General features: G+C 68.7%; 22 protein-coding genes. 15 read left to right on the plus strand and 7 right to left on the minus strand.

All coding sequences use genetic code 11. The features are described from left to right. Positions 1 to 44 precede the first annotated feature (44 nt). Positions 45 to 674, minus strand: a complete 630-nt coding sequence (locus Q8O26_RS14565; RefSeq protein WP_305576815.1) for a TetR/AcrR family transcriptional regulator — start codon at positions 672 to 674, stop codon at positions 45 to 47. Positions 675 to 915: 241 nt separating this feature from the next. On the opposite strand from Q8O26_RS14565, the gene Q8O26_RS14570 reads away from it, so the two are divergent. From Q8O26_RS14570 to Q8O26_RS14605, 8 genes are all read left to right on the plus strand, one after another. Next, the gene (locus tag Q8O26_RS14570; protein ID WP_305576817.1) at positions 916 to 2106 is read left to right on the plus strand and encodes an acyl-CoA dehydrogenase family protein; all 1191 of its coding nucleotides are present in this window, start codon (positions 916 to 918) and stop codon (positions 2104 to 2106) included. Positions 2107 to 2113: 7 nt separating this feature from the next. Then, positions 2114 to 3250: an acyl-CoA dehydrogenase family protein gene (locus Q8O26_RS14575; RefSeq protein WP_305576819.1), complete on the plus strand. Its 1137-nt coding sequence runs from the start codon at positions 2114 to 2116 to the stop codon at positions 3248 to 3250. Positions 3251 to 3273: 23 nt separating this feature from the next. After that, positions 3274 to 3735, plus strand: coding sequence for a MaoC family dehydratase (locus Q8O26_RS14580; RefSeq protein WP_305576821.1), 462 nt, complete (start codon positions 3274 to 3276; stop codon positions 3733 to 3735). Between the two features lie 10 nt (positions 3736 to 3745). Then, positions 3746 to 4675 (plus strand): SDR family NAD(P)-dependent oxidoreductase, encoded by a 930-nt coding sequence (locus tag Q8O26_RS14585; RefSeq protein ID WP_305576823.1) that lies wholly within the window; start codon positions 3746 to 3748, stop codon positions 4673 to 4675. A gap of 35 nt (positions 4676 to 4710) precedes the next feature. Continuing rightward, positions 4711 to 5901 carry an acetyl-CoA C-acyltransferase gene (locus Q8O26_RS14590; protein ID WP_305576825.1) on the plus strand — a complete coding sequence of 397 codons (1191 nt, stop codon included), beginning with the start codon at positions 4711 to 4713 and terminating at the stop codon, positions 5899 to 5901. Positions 5902 to 6064: 163 nt separating this feature from the next. Then, positions 6065 to 7084, plus strand: coding sequence for a phosphotransferase (locus tag Q8O26_RS14595; RefSeq protein ID WP_305576874.1), 1020 nt, complete (start codon positions 6065 to 6067; stop codon positions 7082 to 7084). Then, on the plus strand, positions 7084 to 7863 hold the full coding sequence (locus tag Q8O26_RS14600) for an SDR family NAD(P)-dependent oxidoreductase (RefSeq protein ID WP_305576828.1): 780 nt from the start codon (positions 7084 to 7086) through the stop codon (positions 7861 to 7863). Before Q8O26_RS14595 ends, Q8O26_RS14600 begins: the two co-directional genes overlap by 1 nt. Before the next feature lie 72 nt (positions 7864 to 7935). Beyond that, a complete protein-coding gene (locus tag Q8O26_RS14605) occupies positions 7936 to 8682 on the plus strand; it encodes a sulfite exporter TauE/SafE family protein (protein WP_305576830.1) in 747 nt (248 codons plus the stop codon). Between the two features lie 6 nt (positions 8683 to 8688). Here Q8O26_RS14605 and apaG read toward each other — a convergent pair whose 3' ends face one another. Together apaG and Q8O26_RS14615 are read right to left on the minus strand one after the other, a co-directional pair. Continuing rightward, positions 8689 to 9081, minus strand: coding sequence for a Co2+/Mg2+ efflux protein ApaG (gene apaG / locus Q8O26_RS14610; protein WP_305576832.1), 393 nt, complete (start codon positions 9079 to 9081; stop codon positions 8689 to 8691). 62 nt (positions 9082 to 9143) lie between these two features. Beyond that, the gene (locus Q8O26_RS14615) at positions 9144 to 9491 is read right to left on the minus strand and encodes a DUF952 domain-containing protein (protein WP_305576834.1); all 348 of its coding nucleotides are present in this window, start codon (positions 9489 to 9491) and stop codon (positions 9144 to 9146) included. Between the two features lie 142 nt (positions 9492 to 9633). Between Q8O26_RS14615 and Q8O26_RS14620 the strand changes: the two genes are divergently transcribed. Further along, complete coding sequence (locus Q8O26_RS14620; protein WP_305576836.1) at positions 9634 to 10260, plus strand: helix-turn-helix transcriptional regulator; 627 nt, start codon at positions 9634 to 9636, stop codon at positions 10258 to 10260. A 211-nt stretch (positions 10261 to 10471) separates the two neighbouring features. Here Q8O26_RS14620 and Q8O26_RS14625 read toward each other — a convergent pair whose 3' ends face one another. Next, entirely contained in the window at positions 10472 to 12124 is a 1653-nt protein-coding gene (locus Q8O26_RS14625; protein WP_305576837.1) for a lysine--tRNA ligase, read from the minus strand. Positions 12125 to 12243: 119 nt separating this feature from the next. On the opposite strand from Q8O26_RS14625, the gene Q8O26_RS14630 reads away from it, so the two are divergent. Next, entirely contained in the window at positions 12244 to 12822 is a 579-nt protein-coding gene (locus Q8O26_RS14630) for a methylated-DNA--[protein]-cysteine S-methyltransferase (RefSeq protein ID WP_305576839.1), read from the plus strand. Between the two features lie 4 nt (positions 12823 to 12826). Here Q8O26_RS14630 and Q8O26_RS14635 read toward each other — a convergent pair whose 3' ends face one another. Continuing rightward, positions 12827 to 13474, minus strand: coding sequence for a DJ-1/PfpI family protein (locus Q8O26_RS14635; protein ID WP_305576841.1), 648 nt, complete (start codon positions 13472 to 13474; stop codon positions 12827 to 12829). 152 nt (positions 13475 to 13626) lie between these two features. Between Q8O26_RS14635 and Q8O26_RS14640 the strand changes: the two genes are divergently transcribed. Then, positions 13627 to 14715 carry a TRAP transporter substrate-binding protein gene (locus Q8O26_RS14640; RefSeq protein WP_305576843.1) on the plus strand — a complete coding sequence of 363 codons (1089 nt, stop codon included), beginning with the start codon at positions 13627 to 13629 and terminating at the stop codon, positions 14713 to 14715. Positions 14716 to 14746: 31 nt separating this feature from the next. Next, positions 14747 to 15406 (plus strand): MSMEG_1061 family FMN-dependent PPOX-type flavoprotein, encoded by a 660-nt coding sequence (locus tag Q8O26_RS14645; protein ID WP_305576844.1) that lies wholly within the window; start codon positions 14747 to 14749, stop codon positions 15404 to 15406. 6 nt (positions 15407 to 15412) lie between these two features. Here the strand turns inward: Q8O26_RS14645 and Q8O26_RS14650 are convergent, their stop codons facing one another. After that, positions 15413 to 16276, minus strand: coding sequence for a transporter substrate-binding domain-containing protein (locus Q8O26_RS14650; RefSeq protein ID WP_305576846.1), 864 nt, complete (start codon positions 16274 to 16276; stop codon positions 15413 to 15415). 111 nt (positions 16277 to 16387) lie between these two features. On the opposite strand from Q8O26_RS14650, the gene Q8O26_RS14655 reads away from it, so the two are divergent. Both Q8O26_RS14655 and Q8O26_RS14660 read left to right on the plus strand, forming a co-directional pair. Then, the gene (locus tag Q8O26_RS14655; RefSeq protein WP_305576848.1) at positions 16388 to 18481 is read left to right on the plus strand and encodes a glycosyltransferase family 2 protein; all 2094 of its coding nucleotides are present in this window, start codon (positions 16388 to 16390) and stop codon (positions 18479 to 18481) included. 106 nt (positions 18482 to 18587) lie between these two features. Beyond that, on the plus strand, positions 18588 to 19022 hold the full coding sequence (locus tag Q8O26_RS14660; protein WP_305576850.1) for a PaaI family thioesterase: 435 nt from the start codon (positions 18588 to 18590) through the stop codon (positions 19020 to 19022). 3 nt (positions 19023 to 19025) lie between these two features. On the opposite strand, the gene Q8O26_RS14665 is transcribed toward Q8O26_RS14660, so the two are convergent. After that, a complete protein-coding gene (locus Q8O26_RS14665; protein WP_305576852.1) occupies positions 19026 to 20000 on the minus strand; it encodes an Hsp33 family molecular chaperone in 975 nt (324 codons plus the stop codon). A 317-nt stretch (positions 20001 to 20317) separates the two neighbouring features. On the opposite strand from Q8O26_RS14665, the gene Q8O26_RS14670 reads away from it, so the two are divergent. Continuing rightward, positions 20318 to 20941, plus strand: a complete 624-nt coding sequence (locus tag Q8O26_RS14670) for a L,D-transpeptidase (protein WP_305576854.1) — start codon at positions 20318 to 20320, stop codon at positions 20939 to 20941. Positions 20942 to 21144: the final 203 nt, after the last annotated feature.

Consider the following 21144-nt stretch of genomic DNA (forward strand, 5'->3'; position numbering starts at 1 on the left):
GGGAGGGTGAGGGTGGGGCCTTCCAGGGTACTGCTCTCGACCCCCTACGCGAGATAGCCGCCGAGCACCTGGACAACGATCTCCTCGGCCAGCTTCTCGCGATGGGCGCGGGTCTCGCCGGGACGTGGCGAATACCAGACCGCCACCCAGTTGATGGCGCCGAGCAGGGTGCGCATGGCAAGGGAGGGGTCGAGCGCCTTCATCGAGCCATCGGCGGCGCCGGCGGCGAAGGTCCGGCGGAAGGCGTCCTCGTAGCCGCGCCGGAGGTTCATCAGGTCCTCCAGCGTCGCCTTGTGCTCGGCGCTGGTCTCGCCGAAGCGGTAGAGGTCGACGCCCAGCGTCAGGTTCCGCTGAAAGGCCTGGGTCTCCATCATGCAGAGGATGTGGGCGCGGGCCATGCGGCGCAGCCGGTCGGCGGCATGGCCGGGGCCGGTCTCGTGCACTCCCGCCTCGCGGATGAGGATGAAGATCGCCCGGCGGAAGACCTCGAAGAAGAGCTCCGGCTTCGAGCGGAAGTGGTGGTAGACGCGCCCCTTGGTGGCACCGAGCGCGTCGGCGACGTCGTCCATGGAGGTCGCCTCATAGCCGCGCCGCATGAAACATTCCGCGGCGGCGGCGAGCACCTCCTCGCGCCGGTCCGGTGAGACCAGATCATTGGCAGCCGTGGCCTGCATGTCTGCCGGCATCCTCCCCCTCAGGGACCTTTCCGGTTTCCTGATTGTGTCCCCTGGCGTGTTAGCGCCTCTTGCCCTCTGCCGGAAGGGGGACATCCGGCATGGCGACCTGGCCGCCCAAGGGCTCGACAACGGGTCGGCACGCGAACATACTCGGCAGTATGTCCTCGCGCGAGCGTGGCCGTCAACGAAGGAAAGACCGGCGGCCCGCAATGCGGGAGGCTGCCACGGGAGGATGCAGATGGACAGCCTCGACGCTTTCCGGCGCGAGACACGCGCATGGCTCGAAACCAATTGCCCCGTCGAGATGCGGACGCCTGTCACCGGTGATGACGACATCTGCTGGGGCGGTCGCCGCTGGGTCTTCAAGTCGGAGGCCCAGAAGGTCTGGCTGGAGCGGATGGCGGCACGCGGCTGGACCGTGCCGGGCTGGCCGCAGGACTACGGCGGCGGCGGCCTCTCCCACGAGGAGGTGACGATCCTCAAGGAGGAGATGCGGGCCATCGGCGCGCGCTCGCCGCTGGAGAGCTTCGGCATCTGGATGCTCGGGCCGGCGCTGCTCGCCTTCGGCTCCGAAGCGCAGAAGCAGGAGCACCTGCCGAAGATCGCCCGTGGCGAGATCCGCTGGTGCCAGGGCTATTCGGAGCCCAATGCCGGATCCGACCTCGCCTCGCTGCAGACCCGTGCCGATGATGGCGGCGACCATTTCGTCGTCACGGGCTCGAAGATCTGGACGAGCTATGCCGACAAGGCGGACATGATCTTCTGCCTGGTGCGCACGGATTTTTCGGCGCCCAAGCACCTCGGCATTTCCTTCATCCTCTTCGACATGACGGCACCGGGCGTGTCGACCAAGCCGATCCTGCTGATCTCTGGCAAGTCGCCGTTCTGCGAGACCTTCTTCGACGGCGTGAAGGTGCCGAAGGCGAACCTGGTCGGCACGCTGAACCGCGGCTGGGACATCGCCAAATATCTGCTTACCCACGAGCGGGAAATGATCGGCGGCGGTGGCGGCGGCCTGCTCGGCGGGCGCTCGCCCGGCCAGGTCGCGGCCTCGGAGATCGGCACCGACGGGCAGGGCCGCCTCGCCGATCCCTTCCTGCGCGCCGATGCGGCGCGGGCAGAGGTCGATGCCCTCGCCTTCGCCGCCACCATGACCCGCTACAAGGATGAGGCGGCCGCGGGCGGCAAGGGCGTCGGCGACAAGTCCTCGGTGCTGAAATACTATGGCACCGAGCTCAACAAGCGCCGCTACGAGCTTCTGATGCGCGCCGCCGGCCATGAGGGGCTCGAATGGGAGGGCGCCCGCACCCATGACGGGGAGCGTCCGCGCGGCTGGCTCCGCACCAAGGCCAATTCGATCGAGGGCGGCACATCCGAGGTGATGCTCGACATCGTCGCCAAGCGCCTCCTGCAACTGCCCAACGCCTGAGGCCGCCATGCTGGTACTTAACGACGACCAGATGATGCTGCAGGACGCCGCGCGCGGCTTCGTCACCGACACGGCGCCGGTGGCGGCGCTGCGCCGGATCCGCGACGAGAAGGTCGCGGAGGGCTTCGACCGCGACCTCTGGCGCGCCATGGCCGCGATGGGCTGGACCGGCATCCTCGTGCCCGAGGACCAGGGGGGCCTCGGCTTCGGCTTCGTCGGGGCCGGTATCCTTTGCGAGGAGATGGGCCGCACGCTCACCGCCTCGCCCTTCCTGTCGACCGCCATGATGGCTGCAACCGCCCTGTCGCGGGCGGGATCGCCGGCGCAGAAGGAGCACTGGCTGCCGGCGATCGTCGCCGGGGACGCCGTCATCGCCACCGCCGTGGACGAGGGCCGCCGGCATGATCCCGCCGGCACGGGCATGCGTGCGGAGCGCCACGGCAACGGCTTCCGCCTCACCGGCACCAAGACCTATGTGGTCGACGGCCAGGCGGCGGATGCCGTGCTGGTGGCGGCGCGGACGGCCGGATCGGCGGGCGAGCCGGGCGGCATCAGCCTGTTCCTGGTCGATGCCAAGGCGAGGGGGCTCGCCGTCGAGCGACTGGCGACCCTCGATTCGCGCGGCGCGGCGGAACTCACCTTCGACGGCGTGGAAGTGACGGCCGACGACGTGATCGGCGCGGTCGATGACGGCCATGGGCTGCTCGAGGTCGTACTCGGCGTCGGCCGCGCCGGCCTTGCCGCCGAGCTCTCCGGCAATGCCCAGGAGAGTTTCACGCGCACCATGGCCTATCTCAAGGAGCGCAAGCAGTTCGGCCGCACCATCGGCGCCTTCCAGGCGCTGCAGCACCGCGCGGCGCATCTCTTCTGCGAGGTCGAGATCGCCAGGTCAGCGGTCCTCGCCGCCCTGCAGGCGCTGGATGCCGATCCCGCCGGCGCCTCCCTCGCCGTTTCGGTCGCCAAGTCGAAGGCGTCGTCGGTGGCGCGGCTCGCGGCGCAGGAGGCCGTGCAGATGCATGGCGGCATCGGCATGACGGACGCCATCGATATCGGCCTCTTCATGAAGCGGATGCAGGTGGCCTCCACCCTCTATGGCGACGCCGATTTCCACGCCGACCGCGTCGCGCTGGCGCGCGGCTTCTGACCAGACGACGAGACGAGGACAGCATGGCAGAGCAGGTGACGATCGAGGAACTGAAGGGCCGCATCGGCCAGGAGGTCGGCGTGTCGCAATGGTTCGACATTCCGCAGAGCGCCATCGACGCCTTCGCCGACCTCACCCACGACCATCAGTTCATCCATATCGACGTGGAGAAGGCGAAGGCGACGCCCTTCGGCGGCACCATCGCCCACGGGTTCCTGACGGTGTCCATACTCTCCGCCATGGCCTATGACGCGCTGCCCGACATCGCCGGGCGCACCATGGGCGTCAATTACGGCTTCGACCGGCTGCGCATGATGAGCCCGGTCAAGGCGGGCGCGCGCATCCGCGGCCGCTTCGTGCTGAAGGCGCTGGACAGCAAGTCGCCGCAGCAGCACCAGCTCACCCATGCCGTGACCGTCGAGATCGAGGGTGCCGAGAAGCCGGCCCTCGCCGCCGACTGGGTCACGCTCGCCTTCACGAACTGAGGAACTCCCCATGAGCATTCGTTTCGACGGACGCGTCGCCATCGTCACCGGTGCCGGCAACGGCCTCGGGCGCTCCCATGCGCTGGGGCTCGCGGCCCGCGGCGCCAAGGTCGTCATCGTCGATTTCGGCGGCGCCCGCGACGGCACCGGCGGCTCGTCGGAGGCGGCCGATAAGGTCGTGGCCGAAATCAAGGCGGCTGGCGGCGAGGCCATGGCCCATGGCGCCAACGTGGCCGATTTCGCCCAGGTGCAGGACATGGTGCAGAAGACCATGGACGCGTGGGGCCGCATCGACATCCTCGTCAACAATGCCGGCATCCTGCGTGACAAGACCTTCACCAAGATGGAGCTCGCCGATTTCGAGGCGGTGGTGGACGTGCACCTGATGGGCACGGTCAACTGCACCAAGGCGGTGTGGGACATCATGCGCGCCCAGAACTACGGCCGCATCGTCTTCACCTCGTCCTCGTCGGGCCTCTATGGCAATTTCGGCCAGTCCAACTATGGGGCCGCCAAGGCGGCGATGGTCGGCCTGATGAACGTGCTGCATCAGGAGGGCGCGAAGAACGACATCCGCGTCAACACCCTGGCCCCGACGGCGGCAACCCGCATGACGGAGGAACTGATGACGCCGGAGACGCTGGCGCTGCTGACGCCGGAATCGATCACGCCCGGCGTCCTCTTCCTGGTCAGCGAGAAGGGCCCGTCGCGGACCATCCTCTGCGCCGGGGCCGGGGCCTTCGCCAGGACGATCATCTACGAGACCGATGGAATCTGGCTCGACGAGGCCGAGCGGACACCGGAGACGGTCGCCGCCCGCTTCGAGGACATTTCCAACCCCTCGGGCCAGAAGGCGCTGCAGGGCGCCTTCGAGCAGACCGCCAAATTCGCCATGAAGGCCGCCGCGGGCAAGGGCATCGCCCTGCCGCCGCGCGGCTGAGCCGTTGCCTTTCAGGACCTTTTCAGGAGACACCCATGCGTGAAGCCGTCATCGTATCCACCGCCCGGACGGGCCTGGCGAAGTCCTGGAAGGGCGCCCTCAACAACACCCATGGCGCCGCCATGGGCGGCCATGCGACGCGCCACGCCATCGAGCGGGCCGGCATCGATCCGGGCGAGGTCGAGGACGTGATCGTCGGCTGCGCCACGCCGGAAGGCGCCACAGGCGGCAACATCGCCCGCCAGATCGCCCTCTCGGCCGGCTGCCCGATCACCACCTCGGGCATGACGATCAACCGCTTCTGCTCGTCGGGCCTGCAGACCATCGCCACCGCGGCGCAGAACATCATCGCCGGCGAGGCCGACATCTATGTCGCCGGCGGCGTCGAATCGATCTCGCTGGTGCAGAACCAGGCCAACAGGTCGAACTTCCAGGACCCGGCGCTGAAGGCGAAGAAGCCTGAGATCTACTGGTCCATGCTGCAGACGGCCGAGACGGTGGCAAAGCGTTACGGCATCTCGCGCGAGCGGCAGGACCAGTATGGCGTCGAGAGCCAGCTGCGGGCCGCCGCCGCCCGCCAGGGCCGCAAGTTCGACCAGGAGATCGTCCCCTTCACGACGAAGATGCTGAAGGCCGAGATGAACGACAAGAAGGAGGTCGTGCGCACCTGGGAGGAGGAGGTCGTCCTCTCCGAGGACGAGGGCATCCGCGCCGACACGACCTATGAGGGCGTCGCCAAGATCCGCCCGGCCCTTGAGGGCGGCATCATCACCGCCGGCAATGCCAGCCAGTTCTCCGACGGCGCCTCGATGGCGGTGGTGATGGAGGCCAAGCTCGCCGAGAAGCGCGGCCTCACCCCGCTCGGCATCTTCAAGGGCTTCGCGGTCGCGGGCTGCGAGCCGGACGAGATGGGCATCGGCCCTGTCTTCGCCGTGCCGAAGCTGCTGAAGCGCGCCGGCATGAAGGTCGAGGACATCGACCTGTGGGAGCTGAACGAGGCCTTCGCCGTGCAGGTGCTCTACTGCCGCGACACGCTCGGCATCCCGCATGACCGCCTCAACGTCAACGGCGGCGCCATCGCGGTGGGCCATCCCTACGGCGTGTCGGGTGCCCGCCTCACCGGCCATGCGCTGATCGAGGGCAAGCGCCGCGGCGCCAAGCACGTGGTCGTCACCATGTGCATCGGCGGCGGCATGGGGGCTGCCGGCCTGTTCGAAGTCGTCTGACGGTGGCGCCCCGCCGTCGTCCGTCCGTCGGAGAGGACGGGCGGGCCGGCGGCGTGGCAGACTTCCCGTGCCGCAGAGGATGCGGCACGGCGGCGGCCGCGTGCCGGCGCCGATCAGCATTGCGAGGAGTTCTGCCTTGGCCACGCCAGCGGCGACGTCTGCCATGATCATCGACGAAGCGGCTCTCGGCGCCTATCTGGCGGCGCACTGGCCGGGCTTCACGGGGCCGGTGACGGCCGAGAAGTTCGCAGGAGGCCAGTCCAACCCGACCTTCATGCTGACCCATGCCGGCGGCCGCGCCGTCCTGCGCAAGAAGCCGCCGGGACAATTGCTGAAATCCGCCCATGCGGTGGACCGCGAGTATCGCGTGATGAAGGCGCTGGGCGGCACGCCGGTGCCGGTGCCGCGCATGCATGTGCTGTGCGAGGACGAGAGCGTCATCGGCACGGCCTTCTACGTGATGGAATTCGTCGACGGGCGGATCATCTGGGATCCTGCCATTCCCGAGGTGTCGCAGGACGAGCGCACCGCCATCTACGACGCGATGAATGCGGCGCTGGCGGCGCTGCACATGGTCGATCCGGCGGCCGTCGGCCTCGCGGATTTCGGACGTCCCGGCAATTATTTCGCCCGGCAGCTGTCGCGCTGGACCGAGCAATACCGCGCCTCGGAGACCGAGCACCTGCCGGACATCAACCAGGTCATCACCTGGCTCGAGCAGAACCTGCCGGCCGATGACGGGCGCTCCTCGCTCGTCCATGGCGACTACCGCATCGACAACATGATCTTCGCCACGGATCGCCCCGAACTCCTCGCCATCCTCGACTGGGAGCTCTCCACCATCGGGCATCCCTTCGCCGACATCGCCTACCAGTGCATGCACTGGCGCCTGCCGCATGCCGGTTCGTTCCGGGGGCTCGCGGGCATCGACCGCAAGGCGGTGGGCATCCCCACCGAAGCCGAATATGTGGCGCGCTACTGCGAGCGCACCGGCATCGACGGCATTCCGCGCTGGGACTTCTACCTCGCCTTCTCGCTGTTCCGCATGGCCGCTATCCTGCAGGGTGTCCTCAAACGCGCACTCTCCGGCAATGCCTCGAACCCGGAGCGGGCGATGCAGGTGAAGGACAATATCCCGATCCTGGCGCGCATGGCCGTCGACGTCATCGAGAAGGGGCCGTGATGACCGCGCTGCGTCGCTACGAGGGCAAGATCGTCCTGATCACCGGGGCGGCGAGCGGTTTCGGCCGGCGCGCCGCCGAACGCTTCGCCGCGGAGGGCGCTCAACTCGTCCTCGGCGACATCCAGGAGGCGGGCCTCGCCGAGACGGCGCGGCTCGTGGAGGCAGTCGGCGCGAGGGTCGTGGCGCGGTCGACCGATGTCGGCAACGGGGAGGCCGTCGCCGCTCTCGTGGCGGCGGGGACCGACGCCTTCGGCCGGATCGACGTGGCGCTCAACAATGCCGGCGTCGCCCATGCGACGATGAAGCTCGTCGACACCAACGAGGCGGTGATGCGCCGCATGTTCGACGTCAATGTCATGGGCGTCTTCCACGGGATGAAGGCGCAGATCCCGGTGATGGAGCGGCAGGGCGGCGGCGTCATCCTCAACACCGCCTCGGTCGCCGGCGTCACCGGCGCGCCGCTGCTGGCCGCCTATGCCGCGGCCAAACATGCGGTGATCGGCCTGACCAAGACGGCCGCCGCCGAGACCGCCCGCAAGGGAATCCGCGTCAACGCGATATGTCCGGCCTTCGCCGACACGCCGATGCTGACGGAATCCCTCGCCCAGCCCGGCCGCACGCAGGAGGAGATGGTCTCCCGGCTCGTCCAGACCATGCCGATGCGACGGGCGGGCACGGCCGACGAGATCGTCCAGGCCATGCTGTGGATCTGCTCGGCGGAGAATTCGTTCATGACCGGCCATGCGCTGGTGGTTGATGGCGGTCTGACGGCCCTGTGAGTTGCTCCCCGGGGGGCCTGTCTGTCATGCATGCTGCATCGCGATAGTCGCGCCGTTGGAGGTTGCCTCCGGATGACGCTGGAATTCGCCCTTCTGGTCGCTGTGGGCTTCTTCGCCCAGTTGGTCGACGGCGCCCTCGGCATGGCCTTCGGCCTGATCGCGACGACGGCCATGCTGTCGCTTGGCCTTCCTCCCGCCCAGGCGAGCGCCGCGACCCACACGGCCGAGGTCTTCACCACGGGCATATCCGGTCTGTCGCACCTCTATTTCCGCAATATCGAGCCGCGGCTGTTCATCACCCTGAGCCTGGCGGGCGTCGTCGGTGGCGTGCTCGGCGCCTATCTCCTGTCGAACATCGACGGCCAGGCGATCCGGCCCTTCATCGCGGCCTATCTTCTCGCTCTCGGCCTTTTCATCCTGGTCAAGGCGTTCCGCCGCAGCCCGACCACGGACGATGCCAGGACCACCCGTGTGGCGCCGCTCGGCCTCGTCGGCGGTTTTCTCGACGCCGTCGGCGGCGGCGGCTGGGGGCCGATGGTGACCTCGACGCTGATCGGCTCCGGCCATGCGCCGCGCCGGGTGATCGGCTCGGTCAATGCGGCCGAGTTTTTCGTCACCGTGGCCATATCGACCACGTTCTTCATCGAACTCGGGGCGAGCCATCTGTCTCATATCGCCGCCCTGATCATCGGCGGGGTGCTGGCGGCGCCCTTCGGCGGCTATGTCGTGCGTCACATGCGCCCGCATCTCCTGATGGGCATCGTCGGCCTCCTGGTATCCGGCCTTGCCCTCATCCAGCTCGTGCGCGCCCTGGCCTGAACGGCGTCAGTTGACGGTGCGGTTGGCGAAGGGGCTGTCGAGCGAGAAGGCGGGGATCTCCGCCTGGAAGCTCTCGTTGCGCTCCGAGATCATCAGGTAATGGCCGACCATGATGCCGGTCGGCGTCGTCAGCGGGCAGCCGGACATGTATTCGAAAGCGGCGCCCGGCTCGATCACCGGCTGCTCGCCGACGACGCCGGCGCCGCGCACCTCCTGGATGCGGCCGTGTTCGTCGGTGATGCGCCAGTAGCGGGCGCGCAATTGCACGCGCTCGCCGGTCAGGTTGAGCACCTCGACATGATAGGTCCAGAAGAACTGGCTCTCATCCGGCTCCGAGCGCTCCGGCCTGAATTCCGGCGTGACCGTGACCTGGATGCCCCGCGTCAGCGCGCGATACATCGCTTCTCTCCCTCGGCTCGGCGGACAGGCTCGCCAACCCGGCCCGGCCTGTCAACCGGCGGTCAATCCTCCAGCGCAGGGAACAGATGGGTGCCGTCCGCACCCAGCGGGAGGGGCTTCACCCAGCGCACGGCGCTCATCGGCAGGTCGGCATAGAGATGGGGAAAGAGCGCGCCGCCGCGCGAGGGCTCCCAGGTCAGCGCCGCGCCGAGGGCGCCGGCATCGACGGCGATGAGCACCAGATCGGCGGCGCCGACGAAATGCTTGGCGGCGGTCTCGCGCGCCTGTTCGGCGGTGGAGAAATGGATGAAGCCGTCGGCGAGATCGACGGGGGCGCCGGTAAAGATTCCAGCGCTTTCGGCCTGCTGCCACGCGACGCGGGGGGAGATCTTGTAGATGGTCGGGGTCATGGCCGTTCCTGTCGTGACGATGCCGGCAGCCTAGCCGCGATTGACATGATCGCAAAAGGCCAATAATCCTATGACCGGACGACGTTCCTTCCAATAGCAGGCGCGGGACCGGCGAATCGCCCGGGCTCGCGGGGGATTTGCCATGTTCTCCCATTCCGATATCTGGGCCGCCATCGATCGTCTCGCCGAGACCAACGGCCTCTCCGCATCAGGTCTCGCCAAGCGCGCGGGCCTCGACGCCACCACGTTCAACAAGTCGAAGCGCGTGATGCTGGACGGCCGCGAGCGCTGGCCCTCCACCGAATCCGTCGCCAAGGCCCTCAACGCCACCGGCACCAGCTTCGGCGAATTCGTCTCGCTCGTCGGAGGGACCAGGATGAGCACCAGGCCGCTGCCCATACTCGGCTTCGCGCAGGCCGGCGCGGGCGGCTATTTCGACGCGGGCGGCCTTCCCGCCGGCAATGGCTGGGACGAGGTCTCGTTCCCCGACATTCCGGACGAGGCGATCTATGCGCTGGAGATCCAGGGCGATTCCATGCTGCCGGTCTATCGCGACGGTGACCGGATCGTGGTGTCGCCGACCGCGCCGATCCGCAGGGGCGACCGGGTGGTGCTGCAGACCGCCGAGGGCGAGATCATGGCCAAGGAGCTGAAGCGGCAGACGAACCGGACGATCGAGCTGACCTCGCTCAACCAGGACCACGGCGACCGGAGCTTCATGGTGTCGGAGATCGCCTGGATGGCGCGGATCATGTGGGTGAGCCAGTAGGGACGGCCATCGGCTCTGCTGGCCCCTTTGATCCGCTCGGGGCGGATAGGCAGCACAGTCAGTTCCGCATCGTCATGCCCGGCCTTGTGCCGGGCATCCACGTATTCTCGAAGGGCGGTGTTCAAGTCGTGGATGCCCGGCACAAGGCCGGGCAAGACGGACAGGACTGAGCGCTTATCGGGGTAAGCCGAGACTGCGGACGGCTACCCCCTCACCCCTTCACGAAGTCCCCCGCCAGGGCCTTCCGGATCAGCGCCCGGGTCTCGTCGAGGCCGTAGAGCACGGCGAAGGAGCCGAAGCGCGGGCCCTTCTCCTGTCCGAGCAGCACCTTATAGATGGCCGAGAACCATTCCGCCGACACACCCGGCTTTTCCGGCGTCGCGCCCTTGGCTTTGAGGTCCTGGTAGCGCGGGATGGCGCGGCCGACGTCGTAGACGGCGCCCTGCACGTCCTCGGCGCTGGCTTCCTTCGGCAGGGCCATGATGGCGGCCGAAAGCGCCTCCAGCGCCTCGCGCTCGACGGCGTCGGCCTCCTTGTAGACCTTGGTCGGTTTCACGAAGTCGTGGAAATAGCTGACGGCATAGCCGGCGAGTTCGTCCAGCTTCGGGTTCCTCTCCGGCGAGGCATCGGGCGCATAGCGGCGGATGAAGCCCCAGAGTACGCTCGTCTCCGGTGCGTTCGACACCGAGACGAGGTTCATCAGCATGGAGAAGGAGATCGGCACGTCGACACGAGGCGGGGTGCCGGAATGGATGTGCCAGGCCGGGTTCATCAGCCTGTTCTTCTCGTCCTGCATGGGGAACTTCTCGACGAAGGTCAGGTAGTCGTCGACGTTGCGCGGGATGACGTCGAAAAAGAGCCGCTTGGCGCTCTTCGGGTTCTGGTACATGAACAGCGACAGGCTTTCCGGCGAGGCATAGGCCAGCCAGTCCTCGATGGTGAGGCCGTTGCCCTTGGACTTCGAGATCTTGCTGCCGTTCTCGTCGAGGAAGAGCTCGTAGTTGAAGCCCTCCGGCGGCGTGCCGCCGAGTGCGCGGCAGATCTTCCCCGACTGGGTGACGGAATCGATCAGGTCCTTGCCGGCCATTTCGTAATCGACCCCGAGGGCGGTCCAGCGCATGGCCCAGTCGGGCTTCCACTGCATCTTGGCGTGGCCGCCGGTGACCGGCGTCTCGTAACGCGTTCCGGAAGCCGGATCGCGCCAGACGATCGTCCCCTTCGCGACGTTGCGCTCCTCGACCGGCACCTGCATGACGACGCCCGATTCCGGGTGGATCGGCAGGAAGGGCGAATAGGTGGCGCGGCGCTCCTCGCCCAGCGTCGGCAGCATGATGGCCTGGATGGCGTCGAAGCGCTCGAGGGCGGTCAGCAGCGTCGCGTCGAAGGCGCCGGAACGGTACATGGCGGTCGAGGAGACGAATTCGTAGTCGAAGCCGAACTGGTCGAGGAAGCCGCGCAGGCGGGCATTGTTATGGGCGCCGAAGCTGTCGTGCGTGCCGAAGGGATCGGGCACGGCGGTGAGCGCGCGGCCGAGGTGCTGGGTCAGCAGCTCCTTGTTCGGCACGTTGTCCGGCACCTTCCTGAGGCCGTCGAGGTCGTCGGAAAAGGCGATCAGCCGCGTCGGCACCTTGTCCTCGGTGAGGAGGCGGAAGGCGTTGCGCACCATGGTGGTGCGGGCGACCTCGCCGAAGGTGCCGATATGCGGCAGGCCCGAGGGGCCATACCCGGTCTCGAAGATGATGGGGCCGGCCTTCGGCGTCTTCTCCAGGCGGGCGACGAGTTTCTTCGCTTCCTCGAACGGCCAGGCGGTGGAGACGCGGGCCGCCTCCAGGAGGGCGGGCGTGGTCGACAGGGCGGGAAGCATGGCGGTTGTCCGGGCGGAAACGAGCGAAACGGGTGGGTTGCAATAGGGCGGGGGGGCGGCAAGGTCAATGAATGGCCTGCTGCCGCGACGGTGGCCAGGCGCTCTGCTAGGCTCATGCCATGATAGGTCTCATCCTCTTCGACACAGCGCTCGGTGCCGTCGGCCTCGCCTGGGGCGAGCGTGGGATCGTCGCCGTGCGCCTGCCGACGGCGACGCCTGAGGGGACACGGGCGAGCCTCCTCGCCCGGCATCCCGACGCATGCGAGGCCTCGCCCCCGCCCGCCATCCGCGCCGTGATCGACGGCATCGTCGCGCTCACCAGCGGCGAACGCGTCGACCTCTCCGCCGCGCCGCTCGACCGCTGCGGCCTCCCTGATTTCCAGGCCCGCGTCACCGACGTGACGCTCGCGATTTCCCCCGGCGAGACGCTGACCTACGGCGAGGTCGCCCGTCGCATCGGCGAGCCGGGCGCGGCGCAGGCGGTGGGCAAAGCGCTCGGCGCCAATCCCTGGCCCATCGTCGTCCCCTGCCACCGGGTTCTGGCGGCGAGCGGCAAGACCGGCGGCTTCTCCGCCCCTGGCGGCGTCGACACCAAGCTGAAGCTGCTCTCCATCGAGCGGGCCCGCACCTCCGCGGCGCCGACCCTCTTCGACGGGGACCCGGCCTTCGGCTTCGTCGCGCGGCCGCGCGGTAGCTGACGGATCAGCCGAGCCTGTGGCCGAGCGCGGCGCGGTTGGCCGCGAAAGCGCGGTCATATTCGATGATCGCCGTCAACTCGTCGCGCGCCTCCTCACCATAGAGCCGACCGAGGAGATAGAGGGTCGCGTCGATGGCAAGCGACACGCCGCCGCCGGTGACCACGCCGCGGTCCTCGACGATCGCGGCGTCGACCGGGCTGGCGCCGGACGCCATCGTGCCGATCAGTGCCACAGGCGCTTGCGCCTCCGCCCCCACGGCATGGCGCCGGGTGGTGATCGTCCGACCGTCGAGGACACCGGCTGCGGCGAGGATCAGCGCGCCGGTGCAGACGGAGGCGAGGCGTTCAGGCGCGATCCTGCGCAGGAAGGCGAGCATGGCCTCGTCCTTCACCTGCTCGCGCCAGCCCGGGCCGCCGGTGACGATGAAGACGTCGCAGGGAGGGGCGGTGGCGAAGCCCTCGTCGGCGATGATGGTCAGGCCGCCGGCCAGCATCACGGGTCCGTGGTTCTCGGCGATGGTGACCGATGTGACGTTCGGCAGGATCCGGCTCGCCATGGAGACGACCCCCACCGTGCCGCCGATGTCGATGGGCTCGACCCCGCCATAGACGACGACGCCGATGGTCGCTGCCGCTTGCCTGCCGCGTGTCATGCCCTGCCCCCTCCTGCTCTCACCCCGAGCCATGCAACAGACGGGCCGTCCGTTGCGGCAGCCGCAGGGCTCCATGGCATGGCGGTTGCGAGACCACCGGCAACGGTTGCGCCGCGATGTCCGCGCCGGAACCTGTTCCCGGAGGTTGCCGCATGAAACGCCGAGACATGTTGAAGTCCACGGGCGCAGCCCTTCTGGCGGGTTCCGCCGTCGCGGCGCCGGCCATCGCGCAGTCGATGCCGACGATCCGCTGGCGCGCGACCTCGAGCTTCCCCAAAAGCCTGGACGTGACGTATGGGGCGGCGGAGCAGTTCTGCCGCAACGTGAGCGATCTGACCGAAGGCAAATTCACCATCCAGCAATTCGCGGCGGGCGAGATCGTGCCCGGTCTGCAGGCACTCGATGCCGTCTCCAACGGCACGGTCGAGGCCGCCTATACCGGCATGCTGTTCTATGTCGGCAAGGATCCGACCTTCGCGCTCACCGCTTCGGTGCCGTTCCTGATGAACCCGCGCCAGCAGCATGCCTGGTACTATCATGGCGGCGGCCTCGCCATGACCAACGAGTTCTTCAAGAAGCACAACGTCCATGCGCTGCCCTGCGGCAATACGGGCATGCAGTGGGGCGGCTGGTTCCGCAAGGAAATCAAGACGGTGGCCGACCTGTCGGGCCTGAAGATGCGCATCGCCGGCCTGGCGGGAACCATTGCCGCGCGGGTCGGCGTGGTGCCGCAGCAGATCGCGCCCGGCGACATCTATCCGGCGCTGGAGCGCGGCACGATCGACGCGGTCGAATACATCGGCCCCTATGACGACGAGAAGCTCGGCTTCAACAAGGTGGCGCAGCGCTATTACGCCCCGGGCTGGCAGGAGGGCGGCACCGTGTTCCACGGCGTCTTCAACCTTGCCAAGTGGAACGAACTGCCGCCGCTCTACAAGAAGGCCGTCGAGGTGGCGGCGCAGGCGGCGACCACCGACATGCTCGCCCATTACGACCAGAAGAACCCGGAAGCGCTGATCCGGCTGGTCAGCCAGGGCGTGCAGGTTTCGCTGTTTCCGCAGGAGGTGCTGGAGCGGCTCTACGTCGAGGCGGAGGCCTATTACAAGGAGGTCACCGCGATCAATCCGGAATTCGCCAAGATCTTCAATCACCAGCGGGAGTTCCAGCGCAAGGGCAACATCTATCACCAGGTCGCCGACTTCCAGTACGATCTGATGATGCTCAGGCTGCGGCGCGGCTGATGCCGCCCCGACCCCCGATGGAGATGCGCTCATGACCATCCACACCCTGCCGGAGGCGGATGCCGCCTTCGATCCGGAGGCGGTGAGCTATGTCGGCTCGATCGCGGCGGTTCGCGCCCGCCATCCAGAGCCCATGTCGCGCGCCACCGACAAGGTCATCACCCGGCTCGACAGGCACTGCCGGGCGATCATCGAAAGGTCGACCTTCGTCATCGTCGGCACCCATGGGTCGAAGGGCGCCGACGTGTCGCCGCGCGGCGATCCCGCCGGCTTTGTCCGGGTCCTCGACGACCAGCACCTCCTGCTGCCGGACCGCATCGGCAACAACCGCTTCGACTCGCTGGAGAACATCTTCGAGACGGGACTCGTCGGCATGCTCTTCGTCGTGCCGGGCATGGCGGAGGTGCTGCGTGTCAACGGCCGCGCCCGCATCACCGACGACACTGCCCTTCTCGCCGGCTCGCAGGTGCAGGGGCGGCCGCCGAAGATCGGCGTGCTGGTCACGGTCGCCGAGGCCTATCTGCACTGCGCCAAAGCGGTGAACCGCGCCGCGCTCTGGGACCCCGCCCGCTACATCGACCGCAACGACCTGCCGAGCTACGGCGCCATGCTGGTCGACCATTGCGAGGGGCTGACCCAGGATGAGAGCGATCGCCAGGGTGCGGAAATGGCCCGCCGGGGCATGTATTGAGCCGTCTCAGTAGATGCCGGCGGGAAAGGCCTTGAGGTAGAGCTCGGCATAGGTGCCCTTTTCCCAGATCCGCTGCAGCGCGTGATTGACGGCGCGCCGCAGCGGTTCGTTGCCGCGCCGCATGACGATGGCGAGGCCCTCGCCGAAATAGCGGCTCTCGGTGAAGGCGCCGCCGAGGAAGCGGCAGCAGCCGGCGGAGGCCTCGCCGCTCAGCCAGAAGCCGCTGGCGACGCCGTCTGCGAAGAGCACGTCCACGTCGCGCTCCAGCAGGGCGCGCCGCGCTGTTTCGACGTCCGGATAGGTGCGCCGCGCCGACTGGGGGAAAAACTGGGTGATGTATGCTTCGTGCGCCGTGCCCTGCACCGTGGCGATGGACCGTCCGGCCAGTGCCTCCGGTGTCGCCTCCGTCAGGCGGGTGTCGCTGCGCATGAGGAACCGGGCGGGGGTTTCGAGGTAGCGGTCCGACACCTCGAAGCGGCGGCGGATGTCGGGCGTGATCGCCAGCGATGCGATGACGGCGTCACCCGCATTGCGGTCCAGGCTCTCGGTGAGCAGGTCGAAGCGGCGGACCTGGATGGTACAGGGGACACCGAGCTCCTCGCAGATGGCCCGGGCGATGTCGATGTTGAACCCGACCGGCCGGCCGTCCGGACCGGCGAAATTATAGGGCGGGAAGTCGTCCTCGGTGAGAAAGCGGATCTGCGGCACGCGGGTGAGGTCGACGCGCTCGCTGCGCCGGCGCGGGTCCCAGTAACTGGGGATCGTGACCTGGGCCGGCGATGCTCCCCCGGTGCCGGCGAGGGTTCCCTCCGCCATGGCGCGCGGCGCGGCCAGGAGACCCGCGGCTGCAACCAGGACTAAGAATTTCACAGGCACACACGCCATCCGGGTTCGTCCGACTGATGCCGGCTCCATGTCGTCTTATAGCCTGACGTCGGGGCGTCCGGGAGGGGTCGGGCGCAGGGACCGGACGGCGGGGCCATGCGGCTTGACGAGTTTCGCACGCGGTTCGCCGAAAGGTCGGTGGCGCGCCCGGCGGCGGCGCCTCCCACAGCGGTTCGCCATGCGCCCGTCGCCGGCCCGCGCCCGCGCCTCGTCGATGAATTGGTCGATCCGCTGCACCGGGTCCGCGTTGCCTATATCGCGGGCCTCTGGAACGTCCCGCCGCTGGAGACAGCCCTGGCGCTCGGTCTCACGACGGCGGAGGCCATCGCAGCGGCCCTCGCCGTCCGGCTGGGGGGCACTGTCGAACCTCTGGACGGCGCGCACCCCACCGTCGCCGCCGATCCGCAATCCTGGCGTCGTGTCCTCGCGCGTGGTGCCGTGGGGGTCTCCCGCCCTGTCGGTGGCAGGGCTCTCCTGATCGCCCCGGGTCCGGCCGAGGCCGAAAGGCTCGCCGCGGACGCCGGGCCCGCCGCCGACGGTCTGCCTCTTCTCGTCGCCACGCCGCAGGCTTTCGCGCGCCTCGTGCGTGCCTGGGCCGAGGTGCCCTGGGTCGGAGAGGCTGTCTCGACCCTCGCGGTGGAAGAGCCGGCACTTTCGGCTTCAGACCGGGTGCTCATGCGACGCATGGCGATGGCGGTCGTGGTGATGCTCGTCGCACTGTTCCTGGCGCTCACCGTCGGACCCGCCTGGCTGGCGCTTGCCGCGGGCGGCATGGTCGGGCTTCTCGTCGCCGCCTGGGTTCTCCTGCGGGTCGCGGCGGCGACCATCCCGCCGCTGGCGTTGCCGCGCACGCCGCTCGGCGAGGCCGCTCTGCCGCGCTACACGATCCTCTGCGCGCTCTACCGCGAGGAAGCCGTTGCGGAAGGCCTGCTGGCGTCTCTCGCCCGGCTCGACTATCCGCGCGCCAAGCTGGACATCAAGCTGGTGCTCGAGGCGGACGATCCGGATACCCTCGCCGCCATCCGCCGCGCCGCGCCCGATGCGACGGTCGAGGTGATCGTCGTGCCGGCCCTCGGTCCCCGGACCAAGCCGAAGGCATTAATGATGGCGCTGCCCTTCGCCACGGGCGATGTCATCGTGGTCTATGACGCCGAGGATCGGCCAGGCCGGGGGCAGTTGCGCGAAGCCGCCGAGACTTTCGCCGTCGCCGACGCCCGGCTCGGCTGCCTGCAGGCCCCGCTCGCCATCGTCAATCCTGGCGACAGCCTGCTGGCCCGGTTCTATGCGGCCGAGTACGACGCACTGTTCCGCGTCCTGCTGCCGGCGCTGGCGCGCTTTCATCTACCGATGCCGCTGGGCGGCACCTCGAACCATTTCCGCCGGGTGGCGCTCGACCAGAGCCTGGGATGGGACCCCTACAACGTCACCGAGGATGCCGATCTCGGCTTTCGCCTCGCGCGCAACGGCTGGCGCATCGGCACGATCGCGACGCCGACCCTCGAGGAGGCGCCGGTCACCTTCGGCGACTGGCTGCGCCAGCGCAGCCGCTGGTTCAAGGGCTGGATGCAGACCCTCGCGATCCTCGCTCGCGATCCCCGTCGGCTGGGGCGCGAGATCGGCCTCGCCGGCCTGCTCGTGCTTGCCGCGACGCTCGCCGGCGCGCTCGGCTCGGCGCTTGTGCATCTGACCTGTCTCGCCGCCTTTGTCGTCACCTGGCTGATCCACGGCCTGCCGTCATGGGCGGGAGCCGGCGCTGCGGTGTTCCTGCTCGGCTATGCGGGCAGCGTCGTCTACAAGGTCGTCGGGCTGGTGCGGGCCGGGCGGCCTGGTCTCCTGCCATGGCTGGTGCTGCTGCCGCTCGTCTGGATCGCCATGGGGCTCGCGGCACTGAAGGCCGTCGGGGATCTCTGGTTCCGGCCCTTCCACTGGGAGAAGACCCCGCACGGTGCCGGGAGCTGGCCGGAAGCCGTTGCCGATGCGCCCGTCGCGCCAGGCCCGCCTGAGGCGCTGGAGCGCATCGTCGCCCTGTCGGAGGCCGTAATGGCGAGCGGCCGGCACAGCCCGCATGATGTCGCCGCCGCGCTGCGCCGCCAATGCCGACGCTGGCAGCGGGAGGGGACGGCGCCGGCCCTCCTCGCGGTGGTGGAGGCCTATGGCCGCGAAGTCGAGGGCCGCCGCCGGCCGGGTTGAGATCAGCCGATCGAGGGACGCCGACGCGCCCGGCAGAGGCTTGTCACGGCGGGGCCTTGGCGCGACAAGGGCGCCTTCGCATGCACTTTCAGCCGGGAGACGATGGATGAGCGCAGGGGACCAGCCGGTCGCGGTCCGACCGTCCGATCGTCACAGCGCTTTCCATCGCCTCATCGGCTGGGAGGTGGTGGAATGGACCGACGGGCGCGCCGTGATGACCTGTCCCGTGCGGGAGGAGTTCATGAACCGCGGCGGCGGCCTGCATGGCGGCCTGGTCGCGACGCTGATGGACTCGGCCGGTGGCTACGCCGCCCTCGGCGGCCCGCCGCAGGACCCGGATGCGATGGACGGCCGGGGCGTCACCCTGTCCCTGACGGTGAACTATCTGGGAACCGCCCGCGACGGCGTTCTGACCGTGACCGCCAACCGCACCGGCGGCGGCCGCAGTGTCGCCTTCGTCGCGATCCGGGTCGAAGACGACAAGGGCAATGTCATCGCCGACGGCGTCGGCACGTTCCGCCGGTTCTCCGGCGAGCGTTGAGACCTATTCGGCCGGGTCAAATTCCACCGGCGCATAGCGATAGCTGGTCGAGCAATATTCGCAGGTGACGGTGATGGCGCCGTCCTCGACCATGTCGCGGCGCTCCGCGGAGGTGAAGCTGCTGACGATTCCGGAAATGCGGTCGCGCGAACAGGTGCAATGTTCCTTCACGTCCTGCGCCTCGAAGACCCTGACGCCCCGCTCGTGGAACAGGCGGAACAGAAGCCTTTCCGGCGAGAGGGTGCTGTCGACCAGTTCGTCGTCCTCGATCGTGTCGGTCAGCGCACGCGCCTCGGCCCAGGCCTCGTGCGGCTCGGGCAGGACGGTGCCGTCCGGCGCGTCGCCCGGGGCGAGGTCGCGATGGCTTTCGCCGCCGGCCGGCGGGAGATGCTGGACCATCAGTCCGCCGGCCCGCCAGGTGTGCTTCATGCCGTCGTCGCCGGGAACATATTCTTCCGCCGCGGCGAGACGCACCCGGGTGGCGATCTGCTCGGACTGGCGGAAATACTGATCGGCCGCCCGCTCGAGGCCCTGCCCGTCGAGCGACACGATGCCCTGGTAGCGCTGCATGTCGCCGCCCTGGTCGATGGTCATCACCAACTGGCCGGAGCCGAGCAGCGCCGCGGGCTCCGCCCGGCCGGCCGCGATCGCGGCATCGACCGCCTCGGCATCGAAACGGGCCAGGGCACGGACGCGGTCCGGCGTCGCGACATCGACGACGACCATGCGGACCGGACCGTCAGACTGCGTCTGCAGGATCAGGCGTCCGTCGAACTTGAGGCCGGAGCCGAGCAGCAGGGTCAGTGCCGTCGCTTCGGCCAAAACGCGTGCGACGGGCGCGGGATAGCCGTGACGGTCGATCATGGTCGAGACCGAGCGGCCGAGGCGGATGACGCGGCCGCGCAGATCGATCTCGTCGACCTGGAAGGGCACAACGATGTCGTCTGCGCCGCCGGTAATATCAGGGATCGTGGACATTGGGCCTATATGAAGGCTTGCGAGCCGGATTGCGAGAGGCAGCGGAGAGGGATCTGGCCGGGCGCGACCGCGGTTCACTTTGCCGTGATGATCGGTGCGGAGAAACGCGAACGGCGTCAATCGCTTGGGAGCGGGACACCGTTGCGCGGCGGTCACACATGGGTCCGAAACGCGACTTTTTGTTGCGCCGTGGCAGCGGCAGCCATTGCGCAAGGACGATCGATTACGCTCTATCGGCCAGAAAATTCGCCGACGGGCCGTGGTGCTTCGTGCCCAAGGTCTTCCTTTACGTCACATCCATCTCGCAAGGTGCATTCATGCGGCGCTTCCTGCCCATTCTCGCCACGGCGATCGCGCTGGCCTTTTCGGGCACCGCCGCCCAGGCCCAGACGGTCAATTTCGGCTTTGGCGACCAGGTCATCTTCGATCCGGCCACCAACGCCCCGATGCGCGTCGCGCCGCGCACCGATGGCGGGCCGCGTCCCGGCGCCGGGGTTTCGGCCATCCCGCGCGAGACGGTGGCCTTCACCGGCCGCTATGCGCCCGGCACCATCGTCATCAACACGCAGGAGCGCCGCCTGTACCTCGTTCAGGCTGGCGGCACGGCGATCCGCTACGGCGTCGGCGTCGGTCGGCCGGGCTTCTCCTGGGGCGGCAACCAGACGATCACCCGCAAGGCGGAGTGGCCGGACTGGCGTCCGCCGGCCCAGATGCTGCGCCGCCGCCCCGACCTGCCGCGCTTCATGGCCGGCGGCCCGGACAATCCGCTCGGCGCCCGCGCCCTCTATCTCGGCTCGTCGCTCTACCGCATCCACGGCTCCAACGAGCCGCACACCATCGGCACCGCGGTGTCTTCGGGCTGCTTCCGCCTGACCAACGACGACGTAACCGACCTCTACACCCGGGTGCGGGTCGGCACGCGGGTCGTCGTCCTGCGCTGACGCATCCGCCACCGCCAATGTTGACGAAGGGCCGGCGGAAACGCCGGCCTTTTTGCGTCGAGCGCCTCGTTCGGCTTTCCCGGCCCCTGCCGTGCCTGGTCGGGTTGCCCCTATGGGGTGAGTTGCAGGCGAGGTCGTGGCCGACCAGCCATGCCCTGCGACCACTCGGGTTGGCATTGGGCCGCAGAACCCCCATTTTGGAC

Origin of the sequence: Phreatobacter sp. (assembly GCF_030691135.1) — a bacterium.
Taxonomy (GTDB): domain Bacteria; phylum Pseudomonadota; class Alphaproteobacteria; order Rhizobiales; family Phreatobacteraceae; genus Phreatobacter.